16 protein-coding genes are annotated in these 15654 nt (G+C 44.9%); 15 read left to right on the forward strand and 1 reads right to left on the reverse strand.

Annotated elements, in window-relative coordinates:
* The first annotated feature begins 36 nt into the window (after window positions 1-36).
* The 12 genes from KAH81_03155 to hypB all read left to right on the forward strand — a co-directional run bounded on the left by KAH81_03155 (window position 37) and on the right by hypB (window position 8285).
* The gene (locus tag KAH81_03155) at window positions 37-1863 is read left to right on the forward strand and encodes a hypothetical protein (GenBank protein MCK5832647.1); all 1827 of its coding nucleotides are present in this window, start codon (window positions 37-39) and stop codon (window positions 1861-1863) included.
* A gap of 10 nt (window positions 1864-1873) precedes the next feature.
* Window positions 1874-2434 carry a DUF4040 domain-containing protein gene (locus KAH81_03160; GenBank protein ID MCK5832648.1) on the forward strand — a complete coding sequence of 187 codons (561 nt, stop codon included), beginning with the start codon at window positions 1874-1876 and terminating at the stop codon, window positions 2432-2434.
* A gap of 8 nt (window positions 2435-2442) precedes the next feature.
* On the forward strand, window positions 2443-2916 hold the full coding sequence (locus KAH81_03165; protein MCK5832649.1) for a hypothetical protein: 474 nt from the start codon (window positions 2443-2445) through the stop codon (window positions 2914-2916).
* Window positions 2916-3278, forward strand: a complete 363-nt coding sequence (locus KAH81_03170) for an NADH-quinone oxidoreductase subunit K (GenBank protein ID MCK5832650.1) — start codon at window positions 2916-2918, stop codon at window positions 3276-3278. The genes KAH81_03165 and KAH81_03170 overlap by 1 nt, the downstream gene beginning before the upstream one ends.
* A 13-nt stretch (window positions 3279-3291) precedes the next feature.
* Entirely contained in the window at window positions 3292-4791 is a 1500-nt protein-coding gene (locus KAH81_03175) for a monovalent cation/H+ antiporter subunit D family protein (protein MCK5832651.1), read from the forward strand.
* A 1-nt stretch (window position 4792) separates the two neighbouring features.
* Window positions 4793-5281 (forward strand): Na+/H+ antiporter subunit E, encoded by a 489-nt coding sequence (locus KAH81_03180; GenBank protein ID MCK5832652.1) that lies wholly within the window; start codon window positions 4793-4795, stop codon window positions 5279-5281.
* The gene (locus KAH81_03185; GenBank protein MCK5832653.1) at window positions 5278-5544 is read left to right on the forward strand and encodes a cation:proton antiporter; all 267 of its coding nucleotides are present in this window, start codon (window positions 5278-5280) and stop codon (window positions 5542-5544) included. Before KAH81_03180 ends, KAH81_03185 begins: the two co-directional genes overlap by 4 nt.
* Window positions 5537-5872 carry a Na+/H+ antiporter subunit G gene (locus KAH81_03190; protein ID MCK5832654.1) on the forward strand — a complete coding sequence of 112 codons (336 nt, stop codon included), beginning with the start codon at window positions 5537-5539 and terminating at the stop codon, window positions 5870-5872. The genes KAH81_03185 and KAH81_03190 overlap by 8 nt, the downstream gene beginning before the upstream one ends.
* Window positions 5869-6477, forward strand: a complete 609-nt coding sequence (locus tag KAH81_03195; protein ID MCK5832655.1) for a 4Fe-4S binding protein — start codon at window positions 5869-5871, stop codon at window positions 6475-6477. The genes KAH81_03190 and KAH81_03195 overlap by 4 nt, the downstream gene beginning before the upstream one ends.
* A 223-nt stretch (window positions 6478-6700) precedes the next feature.
* Complete coding sequence (locus tag KAH81_03200) at window positions 6701-7177, forward strand: hydrogenase maturation protease (protein MCK5832656.1); 477 nt, start codon at window positions 6701-6703, stop codon at window positions 7175-7177.
* 45 nt (window positions 7178-7222) lie between these two features.
* Window positions 7223-7579 carry a hydrogenase maturation nickel metallochaperone HypA gene (locus KAH81_03205; GenBank protein MCK5832657.1) on the forward strand — a complete coding sequence of 119 codons (357 nt, stop codon included), beginning with the start codon at window positions 7223-7225 and terminating at the stop codon, window positions 7577-7579.
* A gap of 1 nt (window position 7580) precedes the next feature.
* Window positions 7581-8285: a hydrogenase nickel incorporation protein HypB gene (gene hypB / locus KAH81_03210; protein MCK5832658.1), complete on the forward strand. Its 705-nt coding sequence runs from the start codon at window positions 7581-7583 to the stop codon at window positions 8283-8285.
* On the opposite strand, the gene KAH81_03215 is transcribed toward hypB, so the two are convergent.
* Window positions 8286-10382, reverse strand: coding sequence for a C10 family peptidase (locus KAH81_03215; GenBank protein ID MCK5832659.1), 2097 nt, complete (start codon window positions 10380-10382; stop codon window positions 8286-8288).
* A 139-nt stretch (window positions 10383-10521) separates the two neighbouring features.
* On the opposite strand from KAH81_03215, the gene tilS reads away from it, so the two are divergent.
* The 3 genes from tilS to KAH81_03230 all read left to right on the forward strand — a co-directional run bounded on the left by tilS (window position 10522) and on the right by KAH81_03230 (window position 15546).
* Window positions 10522-11871, forward strand: coding sequence for a tRNA lysidine(34) synthetase TilS (gene tilS, locus KAH81_03220; GenBank protein MCK5832660.1), 1350 nt, complete (start codon window positions 10522-10524; stop codon window positions 11869-11871).
* Entirely contained in the window at window positions 11858-12385 is a 528-nt protein-coding gene (gene hpt / locus KAH81_03225; protein MCK5832661.1) for a hypoxanthine phosphoribosyltransferase, read from the forward strand. The genes tilS and hpt overlap by 14 nt, the downstream gene beginning before the upstream one ends.
* A gap of 563 nt (window positions 12386-12948) precedes the next feature.
* The gene (locus KAH81_03230) at window positions 12949-15546 is read left to right on the forward strand and encodes a DNA translocase FtsK (GenBank protein MCK5832662.1); all 2598 of its coding nucleotides are present in this window, start codon (window positions 12949-12951) and stop codon (window positions 15544-15546) included.
* The last annotated feature ends 108 nt before the right edge of the window (window positions 15547-15654 follow it).

Consider the following 15654-nt stretch of genomic DNA (forward strand, 5'->3'; position numbering starts at 1 on the left):
TGCTGATCCCTACAATCGGAAATAAAGGACGCTTTTATGGAAACACAAATTATACATCTAGTGCTCGTGCCGTTCGTGGCCGGCCTCCTGTGCTTGATTCTACCAAAAGTCAAGTTCTTGAAGGAATTTATTGCCGGCGTGGCATCGATCTGGGTTATGTATATGTCTGCCATGATATTCCATGGTGGCGATTTTGCAGTCAAGCTCGTGGAGTATTCTGTTGCAGGAATGCCCGTATCGCTCGATCTCGTCGGAACGCCTCTTAGTAAAATGATAGTCCTTTTTATCAGCCTTTTCGGCGTTTTAGGAACACTTTATAGCTGGAAATTTCGCTCTGGCGAGAAAGGTAACCACCTTTATTACGCCTTATTCCTCTGGACTTTAGCCGTTAGTGATCTTGCTGTTCTTTCCGACAATCTTCTTTTCTTTGTGATTTTTTGGGAGCTTTCTACATTATTCTTATACGGCCTGATCAACTGTGGCCATCGCGATAAAAAAGCCGCCGCCGCCGCTAGCTTTCGCACTTTCGCTATTCTTGGCTTCTCCGAAGCGGCGCTTCTTCTCGGCGTTGTAATAATCTGGGTTCAATTTGGCACGATCACGATCTCTTCTTTGTCTATACCGACTTCAGGAACGATGGGTGTTCTTCTTTATCTTATGTTCTTTGCCGCCGCTGCGGCCAAAGCCGGCGCAATGCCGCTTCACGCTTGGGTCCCTTCATCTGCTGAGGGTGCACCTACGAGCATTATGGGTTTCCTTCCCGCTTCATTGGATAAGCTCCTCGGCATTTATTTCCTCGCAAAAATTTCACTCGAACTATTTGTCCTAAATTCCGGCCTTCAACTAATGGTCATGATCATCGGCGCCGTTACGATTCTCTTTGCTGTTATGATGGCACTCGTTCAGCACGACTTAAAGAAGCTTCTAGCTTACCACGCTGTGAGTCAGGTCGGTTACATGGTCCTTGGAATAGGAACCGGCAGCGTTATTGGTATTATAGGTGCACTTTTCCACATGCTTAACAATGCAATTTACAAAGCCGGTCTTTTCTATGGTGCTGGCATAATAGAAAAGCGTGCTGGAACGACAGACCTCGAGAAACTCGGTGGTCTCGCCAAATTTATGCCCCTTAATTTTATTGCCATGATGATCTTCGCTCTCGCAATCTCTGGTGTTCCACCCTTAAATGGCTTTGCCTCTAAATGGATGGTCTATCAAGGTTGTGTTGAGGCAGGAAGACCCGTTATGCTTATCATCGCTATGGTTGGAAGCGCCCTTACATTGGCTTCGTTCATCAAGGTTATTTATTCAACCTTCTTTGGAAGTAAACCAGACGCTATTAAAATCGAGAAAAAAAGTTCCTTCACATTTGCCATTCCTTTGGTTGTCCTGGCGCTTGCATGTATTGGTTTTGGTGTTTTCGCTTCTTGGCCGGTTAAAACCTTCTTTGCACCTGCAATCGGTGCAAATCTGAATGCCTTAGCCGATAGTGCTTTCTGGAGCTCTAGCCTCGCTACAGGCATGATCATCATCGGGCTGGCTCTAGGACTCGCTATTTATCTCTTTGGAAAGGCCTTTAAGCCAAGAGTTGCTCCTTCCTATTACGGTGGCGAACAGCTTCCGGTCGAGGATATCCGTGTTCCCGGAACCGGATTCTATGAGACCATTCAAAAACTCCCCGTCCTCAGGACGATTTACCGCGACAGCGAGGAGGGTGTTTGGGCACCTGACTTTTTCGTCGCTACAATAATAGATAGAATTATCGTTAAGGGTTTAAAAAGGATGCACACTGGTGTGCTTTCGACCTATCTTTCGTGGTGCATTATCGGATTAGTTGCGCTAATGTTTTTATTAATTATATAGGAGGCGAGCCGTGAACGCGCTCTTCCATGTTTTAATGTTGTTTATGTTATTAGGTGCCGCGGTGGCTATCGAGACTAAAAATATGCTTTCTTCGGTTATCGCCGCAGGAGCAGTGGGATTCGGCGTAAGCCTTATGTTCCTTTTTCTTGGTGCGCCAGACATTGCAATCACACAGGTTATTGTCGAGGTCTTAAGCCTGATCATTCTCATTCGGGCTACTACTTTCGCCGACAATCGCGCTATTGAACGCAAGATGGACAATTTCGCGACAGTCACCGGGCTTATCTTCATCGGTTTTTTAGTTATGGCCGCCGTTTGGGCTTTCAAGGACCTTACTCCCTTTGGCGAGCCTTTAATGAGGGTATCTAGAAGGTATCTCTCCGGTTCTGCCGCTGAGACCGGTGCTTTTAATGTCGTTTCAGGTGTGATTCTCGATTATCGCGCTTATGACACACTCGGAGAGGCTATTGTTCTTTTCACTAGCATTCTTTCCGCTTTTGTTATCCTGCGCCGTCGCGGCAAAAAAGATATCGAAGCACCCGATACCGAACAATTTGGAATCATCGAATAGGAGAAGATATGAGCAATATTCGAGAACTATCAAATGATGAATCCAGCGGGATGACGATCATAGTCAAGACCATTTCGCGTCTTGTGCTTAGTTTCATTCTCTTGTTCGGGTTCTATATTATTTTATATGGCCATATCACTCCCGGCGGAGGTTTTGCAGGTGGTGTTATTCTGGCTATCGCTTATGTCCTTTTAATGCTATCTTTCGGAAGCAAGGTTTCGCTTAAGAAACTTAGTAACTTCTGGTCGAGCATGGCCGACAACTTAGGGGCATTAGCTTTTATCATAATAGGTTTTCTTGGCCTGACTGGCGGATACTTCATTACAAATTTCATTTGGCACGGACACCCCGGCCAACTTGTCTCAGCCGGAATTATACCCCTTTGCAATATTGCGATAGCGATAAAGGTCAGTGCGGCGCTTTATGCTATCTTTATCGGCCTGTCCATTTACGGCCGTATCGTTACTGAGGAGGACAAATAATGGCTGGAACAAACAGTCTCTATATACTCAATATGGCGCTTATGGGGATGGGCATTTACGCTCTCATCGCAAAGCGACATATTATTAAGAAAATAATCGGCGTAGTCATCATGGAATATGCGATAAATCTCTTCTTGATCCTAATCGGATACAAAACTGATGGTATCGCGCCAATCCAGGACTCGTCCATCTCAGCAGCACAACTTGCTGTTAGGGCAGTTGACCCATTGCCACAGGCGTTCGTTCTTACATCGATCGTTATCGGCCTTGGAACGCTTGCCCTTATGGCCAGTCAGGCGATTAAGTTGTATGAAAAATATAAGACATTCGATATGTCTGAAATAAACCGCCTTCGCGGGTAGAAAGGGGATGCCGATGAACCACGTTCTACCGTTAATGGTCGGAATCCCGCTCGGTATGACGGTAATTAATTTGCTTTTAACTAAGGCGAACAAGAGAATAGCCGATGTTATAGCACCGTTAACCGTTTTAGTTACCGCTTTGATGTCATTCTATCTACTCGGTTCAGCCAAAGCCGCCTATTGGATGGGCGGTTGGTATCCACCGTTTGGGATAACTTTAGTCTATGACGGCTTATCGGCCATGTTACTCATTATCGTTAATACTGTTGCCTTCCTGTCTATATTCTACAGTATTTCCTATATGGAGAAATATACAGCCAAGCCAAAGTTCTATTCGCTATTTCTTTTGATGCTTGCAGGAATGAACGGTGTTGTCATCACCGGCGATTTATTTAACCTCTTTGTTTTCCTCGAGATAGCATCTATAGCGAGCTATGCCCTCGTTGGGTTCGGCGTCGAACATAAAGAACTCGAGGCTAGCTTTAAATATCTGATTCTCGGTTCTATAGCGAGCACGATGATCCTTCTTGGTATCGCGTTGACTTATGCAATGACCGGCACTGTGAACATGGCTGATGCTGCAATAATGCTTCAATCCATTCCCGCTTCCAAGGCTATGTCCTTCGCAGCAGGTGTTTTTATTATGGGATTCGCTCTTAAATCCGGTCTTGTTCCATTTCATGCATGGCTTCCCGATGCACACCCAAGCGCTCCAGCTCCAGTCTCGGCAATGCTTTCTGGTGTTCTCATCAAAGCTATAGGTGTTTATGCTATGCTCAGGGTCATTTTCAATGTCCTTGGTCCTACACCAATCAATCTTGAGATAATGGTAGTTCTCGGCTCGTTGTCTATGGCTGTCGGTGGCTTCCTAGCACTCGGTCAGTTCGATATTAAGAGAATGTTAGCATATAGCTCTATCTCACAAATAGGCTATATCGTTATGGCTTTTGGCCTTGGAACACATCTTGGATTCGTTGCCGGCTTATTCCACATGGTTAATCACTCTGCTTTTAAGAGCCTTCTTTTCCTTTCAAGCGGCTCTATCGAACATGCTACCGGCACTAAGGATCTTCGTAAACTCGGTGGTCTTTCCAGTAAATTACCGATTACGACAACTTCTACTCTTGTTGGTGCTCTATCTATATCCGGCGTTCCGCCTTTTAACGGCTTTTTTAGTAAACTTTTAATCATTATAGCCTGCGTCTCAGCGGGGCGTTGGTTCCTTGCCGCCCTCGCTGCGGCTGTTAGTGTTATCACGCTTATCTACTTCCTAAAAGCTATGCGCTTCAGCCTCTTTGGAGAGCTTTCCAAAAAAATGCAAAATATACGCGAGGTTCCTTTCCCGATGGCTTTTAGCCTTATCGCCCTCTCAGTTATCTGCCTCGGCATTGGTATCGCTTATTTCATCGGGCCAACCTTTAACGACCTTTTCCTTGAACCTGCCGCCGCCGTTCTTTTAGATGGTCTTAAGAACAACGCTGCAAATTATATTTCCACGGTATTAGGAGGATAGAATGAGAGCTATTATTCAATTTCTTGTCCTGATGATCTTATGGCTCTTGATAACTTGGAGCCTTCAATTCGCGGACGTTATTGCTGGTGCCGTGGTTTCTATTATTGTTATTGCTTTAATGGGCAACATGTTTATTCAAAAAGCCGTTCGCATCCTCAACCCTGTTCGCCTTTTTTGGACGATCGTTTACATTCCCTACCTGCTTTGGTATATTCTTTGGGCGAATATCGATGTTGCATACAGGGTTATCAATCCTTCGATGCCAATTCGTCCCGGCATAGTTCATTTCAAGACAAGTCTAAAAACAGATATGGGTAAAACCTTTCTCGCAAACTCCATTACGCTCACCCCCGGAACTCTCACTGTAGATATTGTGGACGACGAGTTTTTCGTTCACTGGATCAATGTTAAATTCGACGGCGATTCCAAAAAACAGGGTGAAGAGATAGCCGGCAAGTTCGAGCGTATTCTCAGGAGGATATTCGAATGAGTGTTTTGATGATGATATACATTTGGGCGCTGGTTATCGGTGCATTTTTATGTCTATACCGTATAGGTATGGGGCCAACCCCACCGGACAGAACTGTTGCTATCGATATACTCGGCACCCTCGTAGTCGGTTTCTGCGCTTTTTTAAGCCTTTTCACCGGCAAGGATTTCTATATGAATATCGGAATATCGTGGGCGCTTTTGGCCTTCGTCGGCACAATCGCCCTTGCGAAATTCCTCGAGAGGAGAAGCTTCGATGAGTGAGACTATCGGATATATTTTAATATCAATCGGCGTGTTATTCGATGTTCTCGGATGTGTCGGTTTAGTCCGACTTCCGGATGTCTATAACCGCCTTCAAGCCGCCACTAAATGCGTTACTCTAGGGACGTGCATGATCCTTTTTGGCGTTTTTATTATCAGCGGTTTTTCCGCTATGGGAATCAAGGCACTTATCTGCATGTTCTTCATTCTCATAACTAATCCCACAAGCGCCCATGCTTTGGCAAGGGGCTCCCACAAGGCCGGCGTGCCGTTATGGCCCGGTTCCGTTACAGATGAATACCAGAAAGCTCAGGAGAAGAAATCATGAGGAAACCCAAGCTCAGAGAGTTGGGCGAGGCAATAAAGGCTATCGTTAAAGGACCTTATACTGATAAATTCCCGTTCAAACCTGCGAACATAGCTGAGGAATACAAAGGCTTTCCAGAATTCCAGGAGGATGGATGTGTTCGTTGTGGTGGATGTGTTCAGATATGCCCTGTTAAAGCCATCAAGATGATCGACGAGCCTGAAACCGGAAAACGGATCATGTTCCGCGATTACAGCCAATGTATTCAGTGTGGTCAATGCGCTGAATATTGCCTTACCAGTGAAGGTATAGTCATGACCACCGAATGGGACAAGACCACTCTCGACCCAACAACTATCCATGAACAGGTAGAAGATGATTTGGTCTTTTGCGAGTCTTGCGCTGCGGTTATTACCACTAAAAAACACATGGATTTCATTATCGAGCGACTCGGTGAATTAGCATATTCCAATCCTTCGCTTGTTATGCACCATAATTATCAGATGGGTCTTGCGGACAAAGATGCCGGTAAAAACCATGAGGGTTTCTGGCGCGAGGATTATATGCGTATTCTCTGTCCCAACTGCAGACGCAATCTCGTGTTCAAAGAAGAGTGGGGCGGATAAACAAGATTCGCTGTTATTGGACTATAAAACCTACGGGGAGCCGCATTTCGCGCTCCCCTTTGTTATTCCCTTCTTTTAAAATAACCAACTATCTTTAAATCTGCAATAATTTCTCTTATCTTTCTCGTTATTTTCATTTTAGTTATTTGTATATTTATCCTGAATACTTCGATATTCTCTTTACTCTTGCAAATTTTCTTTCTCTGACTATATTCCACCGCTTATGTTCGATTCGCTTAATATTATTGGTAGCCATTTAGGAACTGTTTTGGTCGGTGTCGGCAACGACATTTCCGGCGACGATGCCTTCGGCCCAGAGCTTGCAAGGAAACTAAAGCCCTATCTCGGCAAACGCGCCATCGATGCTGGTCTCGCCCCCGAAAACTGGACAGGCCCGATAATTAAACTTGCGCCGTCAAAACTTATAATCGCCGATGCGGTTGCTTTCGACGAAAAACCCGGTAAGATACACCTCTTTAAACCCGAGGAACTTATCGATGGCATCCCCGCGACACATGGCCCCGGGCTTGGCGCGTTCATTGCGTATATTCGAGATAGATTACCCGATTGCGAAATCTCGATTCTCGCGGTCCAACCCGCCAAAACCGGACTTATGGTGCCAATGAGCAACGAGGTGATTGACGCGATAGAAAAGTTAGTCGATGAATTAAAGCTCATTCTTAGTAAAGAAGAAATTTAGTCTGACATTCCCGCGAAAGCGGGAATGTCAATTTAGAGAATAACCATGCACGAATTATCTATAGCGCGCGGAATAATGGCAAACCTTCGGCCCTGGCTCGACGAGCAGGATGATCGACTTAGATTAAACGAGATCGTGGTCAAATGCGGCCCTTTCCGCGCTGTTGTGCCAGATGCTCTCGAAGCCGCATGGGATGTTGTTCGCAAAGAACACAATAAAACCCTTCTATCACAGATTACTATCGACGCAACTGCAATAGCAGTCTCCTGCGGCGACTGTGGTTATTCATTTAATGTGGGAAGGCCTGTCTTTAAATGTCCGAAATGCGAAGGGGATAATCTTTCATTTTCCGGCGGAAATGAATTATATATAGAAGATATAAAAACAAAGTTGGAGGAATAATATGTGTGAAACCTGCGGATGCGGCCAGCCCGATAAACCTGAACCCACAATCAAAAGCCCTATCGGAAAGGACCTGCTTTCAAGCAACGATAAAATAGCAAAACATAATCGTGAACATCTTCGCCATATAGGCGCGTTTATGGTGCATCTCACTAGTTCCCCCGGAAGTGGCAAAACGACATTGCTCGAACAGACCGTCGAACGCCTGAAAGGCAAGTTGTCAATAGGTGTTATCGAGGGCGATGTCGCTACGGAAAACGATGCCGACCGTATGCGCGCGCTCGGGGTGCCCTCGCAGGCTATAACAACCGATGGTGCATGCCATCTCAGCGCACGGCAGGTTCATCACGCCCTTCATCATCTTACCGAAGATGGAGATTTCGACCTTATCTTTGTGGAAAATGTAGGCAATCTCGTTTGCCCGGCTGATTTCGACCTCGGAGAGGATTACCGCGTGGTGCTTGTCAGCGCGACAGAAGGCGATGATAAGCCCGAGAAATACCCGCCGATCTTCAGGCGCGCCGATGCGCTGGTCGTAAGCAAAATCGACCTTTTACCGCATGTTGAATTCGATGTCGAGAAAGTGAAAAAACACGCACGTGTCATAGCGCCTAGACTTCGCACATTCGAACTGTCGTCCAAATCCGGCAATGGCTTGGACAAATGGGTAAATTGGTTATTGAGTATTGTGCCGGCTAAGAAATAATTATTTCAAATACACGATTCTCTTTGTGATCTCAGAATTACCGGATGACGCTCGCACGAGATAAATTCCGCTGCCGATCGATTCGTCGGGTTGCCAGATAAATTCGCCATACCCGTCATTGCGAGCCCGAAGGGCATGGCAATCTCCTTCTGTTTGCGGCAAGATTGCCACGTCGGGCGTTGCCCTCCTCGCAATAACGTCCACCCGCCTGCCGGCGAGGTCGAAAATCTCCACGCGTAGGGGCACCTCTACGCCATCGAGGGAGATCGTTACCGCAAAATTAAAGGGATTAGGATAGGCCGAAAGCGAAAATTCCCCCGGTAGGGCAGTTTCCTCGATAGCCGAAACATCGATGATTCTTATAGGGGTGTCGTTCTTGTCGTTCGCAAAGTCATATTTCAAGCTGCTTATGCGGACATAGCAGTTATATACATGCCCATCGATATCGGGCACATTCCAGATATAGAAACCCCATGTGGTCGAATCTACTATCGATATCCAGGGGCCATCGGGACCAACAAACGAATACTCTATTTTAACCGCATTAAAGCTCGGTATGCCTGATTTTTCCCAGCGGAGAATGCATGTATTGTCGTCCTCGATGGGCTCGTCGCCATTGGGATATGTAAGCTCGATTCCGGGGCCGGGATAGGTTTGATAATGCAGGGAATAATATCCATATGTCGTATCACTTTCGCCCCTGGTCATCAAATAATAAACACCGTCCTCCGACGGAAGGAACTCTATACTAAAATGCTCGTTTATTGCTGTCCCACCACTCGACACGAGAGGCGCAGAACTGCAAGAGCTATATATCTCAGCGTAGGTGTTCGAATTACCTGAAGCATAAAAGGCATATGTGCTCTCTCTTGAGGCCGAGAACATGAACCAATCGCGGTCACCTAAGGGATATACAGCATCTCTAATAGATTGTATAGCTGGCTCCGGTGATATATACATCGCTTCAGTGCAGGCATCCGGGGAATCGGTGCGAGGATCTGTTTCGATATTCAAAACCCCATAATTGATAATTGAATAACCGACAGGCATACCCGAAGGAAGCGAATACCAGTTGTCGTAACTTCCTCCCCAGCCCATGTTAAGGTGATAAAGGCCGGTAGTATTGTAACCATCGCAGTTAATAGCGTGGCCATCCTCCCAACCCGCTTTATAAATCGCAAGTTGTGCCGGGCGACCAGCAATCATGTCGTCACGAAGGACATTAAGGAAACCCGCGGCATCGCCTGAGAACTGAAACGAATTCTTGTATCCCCATTGATAATTATAGTCTTCGCCATCAACATTTGCCCCGGTGCCGTAGGAGCTGTAATTCGATTGAACACTCACCCCTGCTGCGAAAGAAAGCGCAGCTTTAAAATGATCCGAAGGATGTGGGCCGAGATATGTGTTATACTCTATAGAGTCTATCGAGGCCGTGGTGGCATCTATCGCGATATAAGGTGGTTCCCATCCAGAAGTATAACTATCGTCTTCGGTGAAGCGCACAAATGGAGGATATTCCCAATAGTTTAATATCTGAGCCATCGAGGTTGCTGTGCAACCCACTACTGAACGGCCTCCGGATGATGGATCGATAGGGCAATAAGTATTGAATGGGGAGGTTTGCTCCCAATGTGTATCTAACAATGGCCCATATATTTCCATGGTGCTTAGATGTCTCCTAAGTTCCATGTCTGAAGAAAGAAATGCGCGCCACATAGCATTATTTTTCTCGATCACCTCTGATGAAGTAATTTTAATTGCCTCGAACCTCATATTCATATCGAGAATAATCATATGAAATAGCACATTGTTTGAGGATGTATCGAAATCGAAGTTGGTCTCGTTTGAGTATGAAATTAGCGGTTCGATATCGCTATTCGCTGACACAACGATAAAACCCCGAGGCGAAAGTTCGAATACATAGGCTAAAGTTATCGTATCTTTTGTCAGAAATTTAGTGGCTTTTATATCCTCACCGTTAGCGTTCGCATTGATATATGTCCGTGCCACACATTCGGCATCGTCCATTACGATTGTTGCTGCGAAAGCCGGAACTAATACAAACAAAAGACTAGTTATAATAACTCTTCGCACGATTCGTCCTTTCAAATAATTGATTACTTAACAGTAATAAAAGAATTCTTGTTTGCAACCGCAAGTTTTGCACCTTCAATATTTTTGGAGAGGCAAATTTTTCTGTTTCTGAATACAGTAAAATAGCTATATTGGATAAATGGTGGATGTAACTGAAATTTTATCTCATTTTAAAGCTAATTTATCAGCATTCGACCTTGCTGGGAAAAACTTACGAGTAGCTATTTCTGGTGGCTCGGATTCCGTAGCCCTTTTATGTTTGCTAAAAAAAGCATTGCCTAACACCGAGATCAAAGCTCTTCATATCGATCATGGTATTCGCCCTGAAAGCAAGAAGGAAGCCGAATTTGTTAAGGAACTATGTGCAAGGTTTAGTATTCCGCTCGATATCCGCGAAGTTTTCGTTGAAAAATTTACGAAACAATCTACCCTCGGCCTCGAAGAGGCCGCGCGTAACCTTCGATACTGCATCTTCGCGGAATACACTGCATTAAGCGAGATAGTTGCCACAGCACATACTGCCGGAGACGTCATCGAAACCATGCTTTTCAATCTTGCCCGTGGAAGCGGGCCTCGTGGTCTTTCCGGGATACCTATATCCCGAGATGGCATCATCCGACCATTATTAAATTTCTGGCGGCGCGATCTTCAGAAATGGCTTAAATCAGAGTCCATCGATTGGATAGAAGACAAATCAAACCTCGACCTGCGCTTCAGCCGTAACCGCATTCGCTGGATGCTTATTCCCGAAATGAGGCGCGTTTTCGGGGAATCCGTGGTATATAGGCTTCGCCGTGAGGCAGATATTTTTTCATCTTGTAGCAAGTTCCTCGATTCATCAGCTCTAAAACTATTCCAAAAGGCGCGTATTATCGCTTTCGATCAAATCCTGATTATAGATTCTAAAATTGCCCTCGAAACACAATGGGGATGGGGAGAGATACTGCGCCTTTGCTCTATCGAATTAACTAATCCAATCCCTTCTATAGATTTTGCCAACGTCTCTCGTCTATATAAAACTGCCAAAGCATCTCGCATGGGAAGGCGTTATCCCGTTTCGGGGAATCTTCATATCGAAGTTGACGGAAATCTTATATTTGTTTTCAAGGAAATACCACAAATTCGGGAAATCGAAGCATTTATCGATTCACGAATCGAATTACAAAATGGCATGGGGGCCTTGAATATATCGAAAAATCGCCCCGGAACAGTCGTGCAATACGATGGTAAACCTTTGTCCATTCGTCCTGCTCAATCAGGCGATGAAATTAACTCCAAACGAAAACTTAGGCGCTTTTTATCAAAAAAAGGCATACCACGTCTATTGCGAGATACAATGCCCATAGTCTTTTCCGGCGAAACTCCTATATATGCGCCAATAATTGGCGCGCTGAAACCAGAACCCGCTTTGTTTTCATTATTTATCGATTATGAAGGCCCGTTGAAAAACATCTTTCTCAATAAAAGGAGCATCAATGGAAAACTATAAAATCCACAAGCTTATCGACCAAATGGCTATTAAAACACGCATTGCCGAAGTCGCGAAACAAATCGAGAACGACTACTCCGATACTAATCCAATTATCGCTGTTGTCCTCAAAGGCGGCTTCATCTTCGCCGCCGATCTCGTGAGGAATATCAATACCCCATTCACTATAGATTTCATTGGCGCTTCGAGTTATATCGGGACAAAATCCTCAGGTGATATTAAGATTACGAAAGACCTCAATACTCCAGTCGGAGGAAGAAACCTTATCCTCGTCGAAGATATTGTGGACACTGGCCTCACTCTTTATAATCTATGTAAAACCCTACAACAACGCGAACCACTCTCTATTAAAATCGCAGCACTACTCTTAAAAAATATCGATCGCCCTTTCGACCTACCTGTTGATTATTATGCCTTCGAGATACCCGACAAGTTCGTGGTCGGCTTCGGTTTAGACTATAATGAAAAACACCGCGGGTTGCCATATGTGGGCTATATCGAGCCCTTTGAATAATTCTAGCTGGTTTTCACGCTTTGTATTAACAATACAAACCCCCATCCCAAGGGCGTCGGACTCCTCGGCCCTCGGCCTCGAAGCCCAGCGAGAGGCCGGTCTATAATACTCCTTTATTTTGACCATTTTCGCTCCGGCCTCTCGCAGGTTTGTTCGCCGACGAAAAGCAAGCTTTTCTCCCGACAAACAAACCCGACGCCCCCCCTATAAGGTCGAGCACGCTCGACCTTATAAAAATAACTACACAGAATATTCTCAGGCGCGCTGGCGCGGGAAAGGGGCGGTGGCTTGATGGGGATTTTTGCGCAAGAAAAGCTAACTATTAGGTTATAATTCTCGGTATAACAAAAATCGTGACAGCGCGAAGGAGGGGAAAATCGGGATTATTCCACCATTTTGGTATTTCCTAAATTAGTAATCGAGATAAACACATTCTCTTAAACAATAACTTTGAGTAAACTGTTTAAGTTCTTTATTGACATTAAAATAAATTTGTTTATCTTCTATATAAAGTCCTCCAATGCACAGGGTTTAGGTGGATTGAGTTTTAACCGTTTCCAAATATGAGAAATACTAAATCTTCGCAAAAGAATTCAGGGCACTCTATTCGAGGTATAATCGCTTCAATTATGCTCGTTTCTTTCGCATTATGGCTCTTCATGTCTATAGTTGGCGCACCACCAGCTTCATCCGAATTAAGCAATGTTGGTTTCAATAAATTTGGTGGTCCGGTGGGGGCCTTCGCGGCCTCTCATTTGGTAGCCACCTTCGGCTATCTATCGATTTTTATTTCTGCACTGATAATCCTTGTGGCTATTGGACGAATATTTCAAATACAAGTGAGAAAAATCGCTGTCCTTGGGGGGGAGATAATTTCCGGTCATGCAATCTTAGCCTGTCTCTTGGGACTGCCCGAAAGCGGGCTTTCGATGAACATAGTTGGGAATTATGGTCTCACACTTTCTTCGACTGTTAAATCCGTGTTTGGTGGTTTGGGTTCCTATATTTTCATGATTTGTCTTTTTCTCGGATTCATCGCCGTGCTGACTCGCCTTGATATTCGGGGTTCTTTTCAATCGGCGGGCAAGGGTATTTCAGGGATAATAATTTGGCTTTCGGCAAGAAAAGAAAGACGATCAGCTCGCAAAGAAGCCACGCGCGAGGAAATTTTTGCCAAGTATTCAAACAAGCTGCGTGAGAACCATAATCCCGGAGGTATAACTGGAAGCCTTATCCCTGGCGATCTCTCACATCCTGAAAATTACACCGAACCAGTAGCCTCTATTATCAATGAAGATCAGGAAGTAGAACCAAACGCAAAAGAAACGCCCTCGAATTACATGGAGTTCATTCCACCTCCTATTCGAAGAAATGCAAAAACATTCAAAGAAAACCGCGATTTTGCCCCAAAGGAAATAGAGGCTATACCACCCCCTCCTTCTGGTCACCTTGATACAATAAATCCTAAGACTTTACATGAAACCATCCCTATAAAAAAGAAATCTATCCCGCAACTTAAAAACCCGTTCTTAAGTGACGAACTGGAAACAGAAGATAAACCTAAACCCATCATCTCTCAGGAACCACCACTCCCTGAACCAGTTATCTCGAATGAAAAATCCCCGGAGATAGCCTCCATTTATGAAAATATGCCCATCGAAAAGGCAAAATCTCAGCACAATCAATCAAAAAAAATATCTTTATTGCGACCTTATAAATATACTCCTCCTCCTCTAAATATTCTCATCGACCCAGAACCAGATCCCGAAAGTGTGTCGGATGGCGCTCTTCATAAGCAATCCCAGAGGCTCTTGGAAACCCTTCGAAGCTTCAATGTTGATGGCGTAATACGCGAGATATGTCCCGGGCCGGTTATCACTAGATTCGAACTCGAGCCTGCAGTGGGAGTTAAGGTCAGTCGAATTTCCAACCTTGCAGATGACATTGCGCTCGCGCTGAAGGCAAAAGACATTCGTATTGTCGCACCAATCCCCGGCAAAGGTGCCGTGGGTATCGAGGTGCCTAACGACAATAGCCAAATCGTTCGAATAAAATCGGAAATCTCCAGTGATGATTTTAATAATAATAAATATTCCCTTCCGCTGGCTCTCGGGAAACGCGTCGATGGCACCCCTGCTATAGCAGACCTCACAAAAATGCCGCACCTCCTAATAGCTGGAGCTACTGGAAGCGGTAAATCAGTTTGTATCAACTCGATTATCACTAGCATCATTTATGCAAAAAGCCCAAAAGAAGTTCGCCTTATCCTGATCGACCCAAAACGCCTCGAACTATCGGTTTATAAAGGCATACCACACCTCGCTGCACCCATCGTGGTAGAACCAAAACATGCGAGCATTGCCCTTAACTGGGCTACCGAGGAGATGGATTCGCGATACAAGCTTTTAAGTGAAGTTGGCGTTCGCTCAATCGCCGACTATAATACATACATCGATGCTCACAAAGAACGTGAAGACCTTTCAAAATTGCCATATATAATGGTTATTGTCGATGAAATGGCAGACCTTATGGTTACTGTAGCGAGTGAAATAGAGGAGCCTATTGCGAGGCTGGCACAAATGGCGCGTGCTGTGGGCATTCATCTTATTATCGCTACGCAACGCCCCAGTGTAGATGTTATCACCGGCCTTATCAAAGCGAATTTCCCAAGCCGTATAGCCTTCAAGGTTCGTAGCAAGATCGATAGCCGAACAATACTCGATATAGGTGGTGCGGAAAGGTTACTCGGAAAGGGTGATATGCTTTATCTTCCTAGTGGATACGCCGAAGCCATCCGAATTCACGGTTGTCTTATAACAACAAATGAGACCGAACGCGTTGTGAAATATCTGCGCACCTTTCCGAATCCATTCCCGGATAAAATACTCGACATGGAAAAACAGGCGAATACTATCGCCGCTCAAGTCGATCAAGACGAACTATTTTGGGAAGCTGCAAAAATCATTGTTATGTATCAACAAGGTTCAACGAGTTTCCTACAGAGGAAACTCCGTGTTGGATATACCCGCGCAGGTTGTATAATAGACCAACTCGAGATGGCTGGTATTGTTGGGCCATTCCAAGGATCGAAAGCAAGAGAGGTTTTAGTTAAAGACCTCGATAGCATAGACGAAATGAAAGAATCAGGAGTATCTGTATAAAAAAAATTAAAAACTAAATAATAACTTTGACAAGATAATTTTTATTTATTATATAATCTAATTGTGAAAAGGTGTTTTTTTGGGGTATCATTCTTATGGCGATGACAA

Source organism: bacterium, from assembly GCA_023145965.1.
GTDB lineage: Bacteria > UBP14 > UBA6098 > UBA6098 > UBA6098 > UBA6098.